This is a genomic window from Intrasporangium sp., from assembly GCF_030452765.1.
Classification (GTDB): Bacteria; Actinomycetota; Actinomycetes; order Actinomycetales; family Dermatophilaceae; genus Intrasporangium_A.
The window spans coordinates 1-9,091 of sequence record NZ_JAKDLO010000173.1; the positions used below are offsets into that span (position 1 = coordinate 1).

Here is a 9,091-nt window from a genome sequence, read left to right on the forward strand (position 1 = left end):
CACTGGCTATGAGGGTACGTGCACTCTCCATCCCAAGACCTGCACTCTGGATGAGTGGGGGGGTTGGGGGGGGTGCAGGGGGGGGGGGGCGCGAGGCGGCGGCGCAGCCGACGGACCGCGAGCGCCAGCGCGACGTCGCGGTACTGGGCGGCTCGATGGACCTGGCCACGCCAGTCGGACCCGGTGACCCGGTGCTGCAGCTCACACGGGACCTCGCGTACGACGAGGCCGGCACCGAGCACGTCGACGGTCATGCCGACCTCGACACCCCAACCCCGGGCGAACGGCGTCGCCGCGGTGATCGCCTCGGGCGAGAGGCACCGCATCCCCGAGAGCGGTTGCACCGGCGCCCAGCCGGTCAGCTCCTCGATACCGCCCCGGGCCAGGCCGACGACGAGACCGTGTCCCCCACCGGCGGTGGGCTGGGGTGGCAGCGTCGCGATCGCCAGGTCCACCTCCCCCGTGGCGACCGGCTCGACGAGGACACCCAGCGCACCGGCCGACTCCTCGAGGTCGGCGTCGACGAACAGGACCGAGACTCGGCCGGGGAGCCGGCCCACCCGTCGCAGCCCGGCCACCCTGCCAAGACCGCTCATCATCGCGTCGGCCTTGCCGTGGTTGCGAGAGTGCCGGACCAGCTCCGCGCCGGCGTCGACGGCGACCTGGGCAGTCGAGTCGGTCGAGCCGTCGTCGACGACGATGATCGCCTCGACGTGGGCGATAGTCCGCGTCGCCGCCAACGTCGCCGCGATCCGGTCGGCCTCGTCCCTGGCCGGGACTACCGCGACCACTGCCTCGACGACTCGCTCAACTCGCGGGGCCGGCCCAAGGCCAGCCGCGCCGCGCGGGCCGACGGTCCCCACGCCCGCGCTCAGCGGAGGGTCACCTGTCGGTTCATCAGGCCCGCCCGGGCGCCGCGCTCAGCAGTGTCGAGCGGGCCGCTGTGGGCGGCGGCGGTCTCGATCCGATCACGCATCTGTCCGACCGGGGCCTCGAAGTCGCTCGCCTCGGAGGATGGCGCGACCTCCCAGACCGGGATGAGCAGACCACTCGAGCGGAAGCAGCCGAGGAGCCGGCCGCCGCTGCCGCCGAGGCTGCTCTCCCCGGCAGCGTGTAGCCGCGCGAGAGCCGTCGTCGCCGTGTCTTCGTCCTGGGGCAGCACCCACCGGACGTACGTGCGGTCACCGATGCGGCACCAGTAGCACGAACGGTCGCCGGAGATCCGCGTCGTGGGGATGGCCGACTCGTTCGCCCGCTCGAGCGACGCCTTCGCGTCGTCATCCAGGTCGGCGTCGGCGACCCAGAAGTCGAAGCCGTCGTGGACCGTCACCTCGAGTGGCACGGTCAGGTCGAGCAGGTCCTGCAGCCGTGGGGTGTCGGCCGCGGACAGCGGCAGGGCCGGCACCGGTTCTCCCGGTTCGGCGGCCGCCGACAGGAGGATCGCCTGGGCGATGTCGCGGCTCGCGTCACCACTGGGGCTGCCCGACTGGATGCCGACGAGCACCTCCCCCGACTTGCGATGCAGGCCCGGCCAGGCCAGCGGCAGCACGGTCGCGATCGTCACCGTTTCGGGCGTGCCCCCCGGCGCGCGACCGTCGGCGAAGCGCACCGTTGCGGTGGCTGCCGGGACGATCTCTCGCATCGCGACCCATTCGGTCTCGTCCGGCAGGCCCGCGAAGGGCCGGGCGACGAACGGCGCGGGCGAGGGTCGAGAGGCGCGGTCGGCGCGCACGGCACGGGAACGTCGAGAAGCCTTGCCCATGGGACGCAACCCTAATGGTCGCGAGCTGGCCACGAGAGCGCGGTAGGCGGCATACGGAACAGGGTCAGTGGGTGCGGCGCCGGGACGGGCCACCGAGCGACGCCCAGACCGTCCGCCCGGCGTGGTCGTCGACGACCCCCCACTCGTGCGCGAGCGACCGGACGATCCGCAGCCCCCGGCCGCTGGGGCCCCAGGTGGTACGCGGCGACGGTCTCGGGGCAGTCGCGCCACCGCCGTCGGACACCTCGACCTCGACGACGTCGTTTCTGACGGTCCAGTGGATGCGGATCGACCCGTCGGCCAGCGGGCGCGCGTGTCGAACGGCGTTCGCGACGAGTTCGCTGACGACGATCTCGGCCTCGGTGACGACTTCCTCGCTCACACCCCGACCGGTGAGGTCCTCGACGAGGGTGCGCCGGACCCGCGGCGCCGCCGACGCCGCCCATGGGACCCGCACCGTCCGTTTGTCGGTCGGTGAAGAGACGCCGCGACCGTGCGCACGGCCGCGCTGCCCCTGCGTGCTCGCCACTTCCCCTCCTGCGTGCCGGCTCGCCGTTTGCCTACGGACGGTAGCCAAGGATATTCCCATCCACAATGCCTCCACCGAACATATGGTGCGGATCACTCCGTATGTGGTCATCTATTGTTAACACTAGATAATGCGATAGATGCATATCGTGCCCTCTGGGCCTAGTCGTTGTCGTTGTATCGATATATCGTCGGCATATCGCGACTGTATTGAAGGCCAATGCAGCGAGAGCCGAGGAGGAGCCATGAGCGGACCGAACGAGGGCGAGGGCCGATGGGGGGCCGGCTGGGGTGGACGAGGCGGAGGCGGCCCGTGGTCCGGCGGCGCCTGGGGCGGCGGACCGCCTTGGGGGCCGCCCGGCTGGGGCGGCGGGCACCGGCATGGGCCGCCGCCATGGATCCGCGACGTCATCCGCAGCTTCGGCGGGCCGGACATCGCGCCTGCACGGCGCGCCAAGGTCCGGCGCGGCGACGTGCGGTCGGCGATTCTCGCGGTCCTCGCGCAGGAACCGATGAACGGCTACCAGGTCATCCAGCAGATCGCCGAGCGCACCGGAGGCGCATGGAAGCCGAGCCCGGGGTCCGTCTACCCGACGATCCAGCAGCTCGAGGACGAGGGCCTGATCATGGGCGTCGACGAGGCCGGCCGCCGGGTCTTGCGCCTGACGGACGCGGGTCGTCAGTACGTCGACGCGCACGAGGACGAGCTCAGCGAGACGTGGGAGCCGTTCGAGACCGGGGGGCAGCGCTCGGAGCGGAGCCAGCCGATGGGCGGCGAGTTCGAGCGCGTCATCGGCCAGGTGATCGGCGCGGTGTGGCAGGTCATGGTCAGCGGCACGCAGCAGCAGCGGGCCGAGGCGGCAGACATCCTCGCCGAGACCCGCCGCCGGCTCTACGGGCTGCTCGCCGACGAGGATGACGATCGACCCGATACCTCGGACGACACGGACTCGTGACGGCGCGGACTCGCGACAACAGGAACTCGTCCAAAGGCTCCCCGTCCGATGAGCAGATCCCCACGTTGACAGCCTGGCATCACCATCTGCGATGTTAGGCTGTCACCATGCGCACGACGGTCACCCTCGATCCGGACACCGACCGGATCCTTCGCGAACGGATGCGCAAGCGAGGCGTGACATTCAAGCAAGCACTCAACGACTCCATCCGGGACGGCAACGTCCGACCACGCACACGGCGACCGGCGACCAACCCCCGAGGCATGGGCGCACCCAAGGTCGACCTGACCAAGGCCCTCCAGCTGGCGGACGAGCTGCAGGACACGGACCAGATCGCCAAGCTGGCGCGCGGCCGGTGAGATGCACGTCGTCGACGCAAATGTGCTGCTCTACGCCGTCAACAGCGACAGCGTCCACCACGAAGACGCGCGGGCGTGGCTCGACGAGGCTCTGGCTGGCCGCGCGACCGTACTGTTCGACTGGAGCGTCATCCTCGCCTTCGTGCGTCTCGCCACCATGCGCCGGATCTTCGAGAACCCACTGACACCGCGAGAGGCCACCGACCAGGTCAGTGCCTGGCTGACGCAGCCCGGAGCCGAGATCGTCAGTCCGTCCGCAGACCACCTGGACCGGGTGACGGCGCTTCTCTCGGAGGCGAGGACTGGAGGCAACCTCGTGGGCGATGCTCACCTGGCTGCCCTGGCACTCGAGGCACGAGGCCTCCTCGTCAGCTTCGACAGCGACTTCGACCGGTTCGCCGGCGTGCGCCGCCTCCAGCCGCACGGTTGGGTCTGAGGGGCGACTGCTGCATGGGCCTGCCGCCCTATGCCACCGCGACGCAGCAGGAGCTCGTCGCGGAACGTGTCCCCGGATCGGACGAGGACGTCCACTTCACCGAAGCGATCGCCACCATGGTCATCGAGGCCTTGACAGCCCCGGGTGACGTCATACTCGATCCCTTCGCAGGCTTCGGCACGACCCTGGCCGTCGCGCAGCGGCTCGGGCGACGCGCGGTCGGCGTCGAGCTGCTACCCGAGCGGGTCGTCGCCTGCCGGGGTCGCGCCACCGGTGCCACCGTCATCGAGGGCGACGCTCGCGGACTGCACCGGCTCGTCTCGGGCCCGTTCGAGCTCTGTCTCACCTCGCCGCCATACCGCACGGCCAACGACCACCCGCACGACCCACTCGCGGCCTACGAGCTGGTCGGCGATGACTACGCGACCTATCTCGAGGACCTGGCCGACATCGCCGACCAGGTCGGCCAGGTCCTGAGGCCGGGCGGGCACCTCGTCCTCAACGTCGCGAACATCCGCCACGCCGGCCACACGACATCCCTGGCGTGGGACGTCGCAAGGACCGTCGGTCAGGTGCTGCCGTTCATCCGGGAGACCGTGGTCTGCTGGGACGCGCTACCGCACGACTTCACCGGGGACTACCTTCTGACGTTCCAGCGCGACGGGCCGGCCGGCGAAGGGTGACCGAGGGGTGCGCCCCTGATCAGCGGCACCGGCTGGGCCAGCGGCTCAGGGGGCCGTCGGCGTCGGGTCAGCCTGGTTCGGCGGAGCGGCCGGGTCGGTCGGCGCCACCGGGTCCGTCGCCCCACCCAGACCTCCGGGCGCGGTCTGTGTCGCCTCAGGTGACGACGGAACCGTGGGCGTCCCCGTCGGACTCGCGCCTGCCGGCGCTGGTGGAGTCGGCTGCTGATCCGATCCGGCCGTCTCGGCCGGGGTCGGGCCCGTGGCCGGCGTGGTCGCGGACGGACTCGGCGTCGTTGCGGCGCGCCGGCCCACGAAGCCACCCGAGCGTGTCAGCTCGCCGATGGAGGTCCCGCGCTGGGACGAGTCGGACAGCGGGTGGCCGAGCAGGCTCTCGACGCCCGTGATCGTACCGAGGGCGAGCACCGCGCCGGCGAGGACGCCGACCGCGACCCGCGGCCACGTGCGCCGGTGACCCACGCGGGTCGGCGTCGAGGCCACACCCGGAGTGATCGACACTGTCCCCCTCGTCGCCGCGGTCGCCGGTGTCGCCGCGGTCGCCGGTGTCGCCGCGGGACGGCGCACGAGCCGCGTGCCGGCTCGCCGGAGCGAGTGGCTGTAGACCGCCGACGCGACCGTCGCGACGATCGACCCGACGAGGGCCCCGAAGATCGTCCCGGCGACGCCGAGGTAGCTTGCGGCGTAGGCGGAGGTGCCGGCAGCCAGGGCGCTGCCGGACACCTGGGCAGTGCTGAGCCCGAAGAACCGGTCGGCATTGCGTTCGGGCGTCGAGGCGGGTGGGGCCTCACGAGTGCGCTCAGGGGTGCGGGAGGACGCCTCGGATGAGCTGGTGGACGGCGGGGCAGGAGTCGATGGCATGGCAAGCGGCCTGAAGTTGTCGGGAACAGGTGGGCAGGTACCGCCGCCCTTGCCGGTCCGCCGCCAAGTCTAGGCGAGAACCCCCCGCCGGATCGAATCCGTTCGACTGCTGGACGACGACCTGCCGGGGGCGTGGACGTCTGGGCTACCTCAGCCGGCCGGCTGTCCGGCGACTCGCGCTCTGAGGTAGCTGACCCGGCGGCAGGATACGCCACCTTGCCGATGTGGCGCGCTACCTCAAGAGCCGACGGTAGAGGGGTCAGCCACCAACGGCGAAGGAGCCATCATGAACACCAACAACCTCGGCGACCTGGCCCTCGTCAAGTCCGAGATCGAGCGTCGCCACCACCTGAGCAACCGCCGTCTCGAGCGGCCGGACTCGTCCCTGTCCGTCATCCGCCGCACGATGCGGCGCCGCCACTGGGAGGAGACCCACCCGGGTCGCACCCGCTGACGGCTGCCACGGTGTCAGTGCTGCCGGCGCCACCGTTTGCGGTGGGAGGGCGGACACTGGGTGGTATGCCGCTCAGAACGGGAGCCCTCCTCGGCCGGGACGTCGATCTCACCAGACTCGCTGCCGCCATCGGCCTCAAGGGCGCCGATGGCGGCAGCGTCGTACTGTCCGGAGACGCGGGCATCGGCAAGTCCCGCGTCATCGCGCGGCTCATCGACGACGCGTCGGAGCGAGGCTGGCGCACCGCGGTCGGGCACTGCGTCGGGCAGGCGGGCAGCGCGTTGGCCTACCTGCCGTTCGTCGAGCTCGTGACCGCCCTCCAGACGCAGGCACCTGAGGTCGTCGCACAGGTGGCGGCGATGCACCCCGCTCTCGGCCACTATCTGCCCGCGTTCGGCCGGCCGACCGAAACCGGGTCCATCGAAACTCGGCCGACCGAGTCCCGGCCGGGCGTGGACCCAGCCGCCGTCACCGCCGCGATCCACTCCCTGCTGACGGCGCTGGGCGCCGACCGCCCGACCCTCGCGGTCATCGAGGACGTGCATTGGGCCGATCCCTCTTCCCGCGACCTACTCACGGTGCTGCTGACTCGCGGTTTCACGAACCCGGTCGGGCTGGTGGTCAGCTATCGCTCCGACGACCTACACCGCAGGCACCCGCTCCATGAGACGCTCGCCGTCTGGGCCCGGCTGGCCGGCGTCGAGCATGTCGAGCTCGACGGGCTGGACGACGCCGTGCTGCGCGAGCTCGTCGGTGCGCTCGAGGGCCCCCGTGTCGACGAGGCTGTCGTCGGCGAGATCGCGCAGCGCGCCGAAGGCAACCCGTTCTTCGCCGAAGAGCTCGCTGCGAGCGCCGTGGCCGGTCATGGCCTCACCGGAGGCCTGGGTCGAGTGCTGCGTTCACGGGTCGAGGCGCTGCCCGACGATGCCCAGTTCGTCGTCGACGCCGTCGCGGTCGCGGGACGAGAGATCGGGCACGAGCTGCTCACCCGTGTCGTGGGTCTGCCCGATGACCGCCTTGAGGATGCGGTCGCCGCAGCGGTGGAGCATCACGTCCTCGAGACCTGCTGGCCGCCGGCCTATGCCTTCCGCCACGCGCTCCTCGGCGAGGCGGTCGCCGACGCGCTGCTGCCCGGCGAGCGACTCCGGCTGCACCAGTCGTATGCCGCTGCGCTGACCGAGTCTCCACAGCTGGGTCCCGTGTCCGAGCTGGCTCGTCATGCCGCCGCTTCGGGGGACGTGCCCACCGCCGTCGCGGCGAGCCGGGCCGCGGCGCAGGCCGCGCTCGCGATGGGCGGCGCCCAGGAGGCCCTTGGCCACCTCGAGCGTGCCTTTGCGTGGCTCGGCGAGGACGACCCGACGCGCGACGAGGTGACCATGGCCGCCTCTGAGGCGGCGACCATCGCCGGTGACCTCGTCCGCGCGGTCGATCTGCTCCGCGACCGCCTCGACCATCCCGGTCATGGACAGTCCCGGCAGACCCGGGCGGACCTGCTCGCTCGCTACGTGCTCGGTTCGGCCATCCTCGACCTGCCGCACGATCCGATCGGGCTGACCTCGGAGGCACTCGCACTCGTCGGGCCGGAGCCGACCGAGCGGCGCGTCCGGGTGCTCACCGCACGCCTGCAAGCGCTCGTCAACCGCGCAGGCACCGACGACATCGACGAGGTCACGGCCGTCAGCGAGGAGGTGACCCGCCTCGCCGAGGACCTCGGGCTGACCCGGGCGCTCGCCGAGATACGCACCATCCTGATCCGCCTCGTCGAGCGCCGCCACGACCTCGACGCCGTCGAGGAGCAGCTACACGCGCTGCTCGCGCAGCTCGCGCATGACGACCCTGTACGGGTTCGGGTGCTGCACCGGCTGGGGGCGGCACGGTTCCGGCGGGGTGACCTGCCCGCCGCCCTGGCCGCCTATAACGAGGGCGTCGCCGTCGCGGAGCACCTTCATGTGGACCGTGCTCCGTTCGGCCTGGAGTGCCGGCTCATGGCCGGTCTGGTCGCCTATCACCTTGGCGACTGGGACGGCGCGCTGTCACTCTGGGACCTCGGTGACGAGCCGCTGGCCGAGATGAGCCGCATGTACTTCCTCGGCTCCCGGCTCGCCATCGCAGCCGGCCGGGGTGAGCCGCTCCGACCCGAGGACCTCGCCGCACTCCGTGCCACGTGGCGGGTCGACGGGATCACCGCGGTCTACAGCGTGACCGCAGTCGACATGCTGGGGCAGGAGGGACGCATAGAGTCAGTGCTCGACCTCGCCGACGAGATCCTGGCGACGCTCGACAGCCTCTGGGGGCCACGCCAGCACATCGTGATCCGGCTCGCCGCGCTCGTGGCCGGCCAGAGCGCCCGAGCGGCGGGAAGCGCCGACGCGCGGCTGCGTCGCCGGATGCTCGACCTCACGAAGGGGCTGCTCGAACGGGCGGAGAGCCTGGCCGTGTCTCCCCAGACCGACGTCGAGTCGTGGGCCTGGCTGGCGCGCCTGCGTGCCGAGACTTTGCGGTTGCGCTGGCTTCTCGCCGGGACCGAGCGGGACGCCGCGGCGACGGAGACGGTGACGGGCGAGGATTTGGTGGCGGCCTGGCAGGCCAGCGTCGCGGCCTTCGACCGGTTCGGCGAGGTCTTCGAGACCGCGCGGTCCCGGGCCCGGCTGGCGGCCGTGCTGCATGCGACAGGCGACGACTCCGCCGCCCGAGACACCATCGCTGCGGCGCGGCAGGTAGCCGAACGCCTCGGTGCGCGACCGCTGCTCGCGGAGCTCGCCCACGTTCTGCCGAGCGGCGCGGCGGTGGGAGGCGCACCCGACCTGACAGCTCGCGAGGCCGAGGTGCTCGGCCTCGTCGCGCGGGGCCTGAGCAACGGTCAGATCGGGCGTCAGCTGTTCATCAGCACGAAGACCGTGAGCGTCCATGTCTCCAACGTGCTGGCCAAGCTGAGCGCTGCGAGCCGCACCGAGGCCGCTGCGATCGCCCACGACCGGCATCTGTAACTACTCAGGACCCCGGCGTGGCGTGTGGCTGATGTGACTGGTGGTTCGGT

At 71.7% G+C, this 9,091-nt stretch carries 10 protein-coding genes; 6 read left to right on the forward strand and 4 right to left on the reverse strand.

Annotated features, from left to right (window positions below):
• The 3 genes from L0H79_RS17800 to L0H79_RS17810 all read right to left on the reverse strand — a co-directional run.
• Positions 1 to 791: glycosyltransferase (locus tag L0H79_RS17800; protein ID WP_301485987.1), on the reverse strand; the 791-nt coding region annotated here is incomplete at its 3' end.
• Between the two features lie 80 nt (positions 792 to 871).
• On the reverse strand, positions 872 to 1,762 hold the full coding sequence (locus tag L0H79_RS17805; RefSeq protein WP_301485988.1) for a DUF5926 family protein: 891 nt from the start codon (positions 1,760 to 1,762) through the stop codon (positions 872 to 874).
• A gap of 64 nt (positions 1,763 to 1,826) precedes the next feature.
• A complete protein-coding gene (locus L0H79_RS17810; protein WP_301485989.1) occupies positions 1,827 to 2,291 on the reverse strand; it encodes an ATP-binding protein in 465 nt (154 codons plus the stop codon).
• Positions 2,292 to 2,535: 244 nt separating this feature from the next.
• Here L0H79_RS17810 and L0H79_RS17815 point away from each other — a divergent pair, with 244 nt between their 5' ends.
• From L0H79_RS17815 to L0H79_RS17830, 4 genes are all read left to right on the forward strand, one after another.
• The gene (locus tag L0H79_RS17815; protein WP_301485990.1) at positions 2,536 to 3,246 is read left to right on the forward strand and encodes a PadR family transcriptional regulator; all 711 of its coding nucleotides are present in this window, start codon (positions 2,536 to 2,538) and stop codon (positions 3,244 to 3,246) included.
• A 107-nt stretch (positions 3,247 to 3,353) separates the two neighbouring features.
• The gene (locus tag L0H79_RS17820) at positions 3,354 to 3,605 is read left to right on the forward strand and encodes an antitoxin (RefSeq protein WP_301485991.1); all 252 of its coding nucleotides are present in this window, start codon (positions 3,354 to 3,356) and stop codon (positions 3,603 to 3,605) included.
• 1 nt (position 3,606) lies between these two features.
• Positions 3,607 to 4,041 (forward strand): TA system VapC family ribonuclease toxin, encoded by a 435-nt coding sequence (locus L0H79_RS17825; RefSeq protein WP_301485992.1) that lies wholly within the window; start codon positions 3,607 to 3,609, stop codon positions 4,039 to 4,041.
• 14 nt (positions 4,042 to 4,055) lie between these two features.
• Entirely contained in the window at positions 4,056 to 4,724 is a 669-nt protein-coding gene (locus L0H79_RS17830; protein ID WP_301485993.1) for a DNA methyltransferase, read from the forward strand.
• A gap of 45 nt (positions 4,725 to 4,769) precedes the next feature.
• On the opposite strand, the gene L0H79_RS17835 is transcribed toward L0H79_RS17830, so the two are convergent.
• Complete coding sequence (locus L0H79_RS17835) at positions 4,770 to 5,600, reverse strand: hypothetical protein (protein WP_301485994.1); 831 nt, start codon at positions 5,598 to 5,600, stop codon at positions 4,770 to 4,772.
• 286 nt (positions 5,601 to 5,886) lie between these two features.
• Here L0H79_RS17835 and L0H79_RS17840 point away from each other — a divergent pair, with 286 nt between their 5' ends.
• Together L0H79_RS17840 and L0H79_RS17845 are read left to right on the forward strand one after the other, a co-directional pair.
• Positions 5,887 to 6,054: a hypothetical protein gene (locus L0H79_RS17840; protein WP_301485995.1), complete on the forward strand. Its 168-nt coding sequence runs from the start codon at positions 5,887 to 5,889 to the stop codon at positions 6,052 to 6,054.
• 65 nt (positions 6,055 to 6,119) lie between these two features.
• Complete coding sequence (locus L0H79_RS17845; RefSeq protein ID WP_301485996.1) at positions 6,120 to 9,041, forward strand: LuxR family transcriptional regulator; 2,922 nt, start codon at positions 6,120 to 6,122, stop codon at positions 9,039 to 9,041.
• Positions 9,042 to 9,091: the final 50 nt, after the last annotated feature.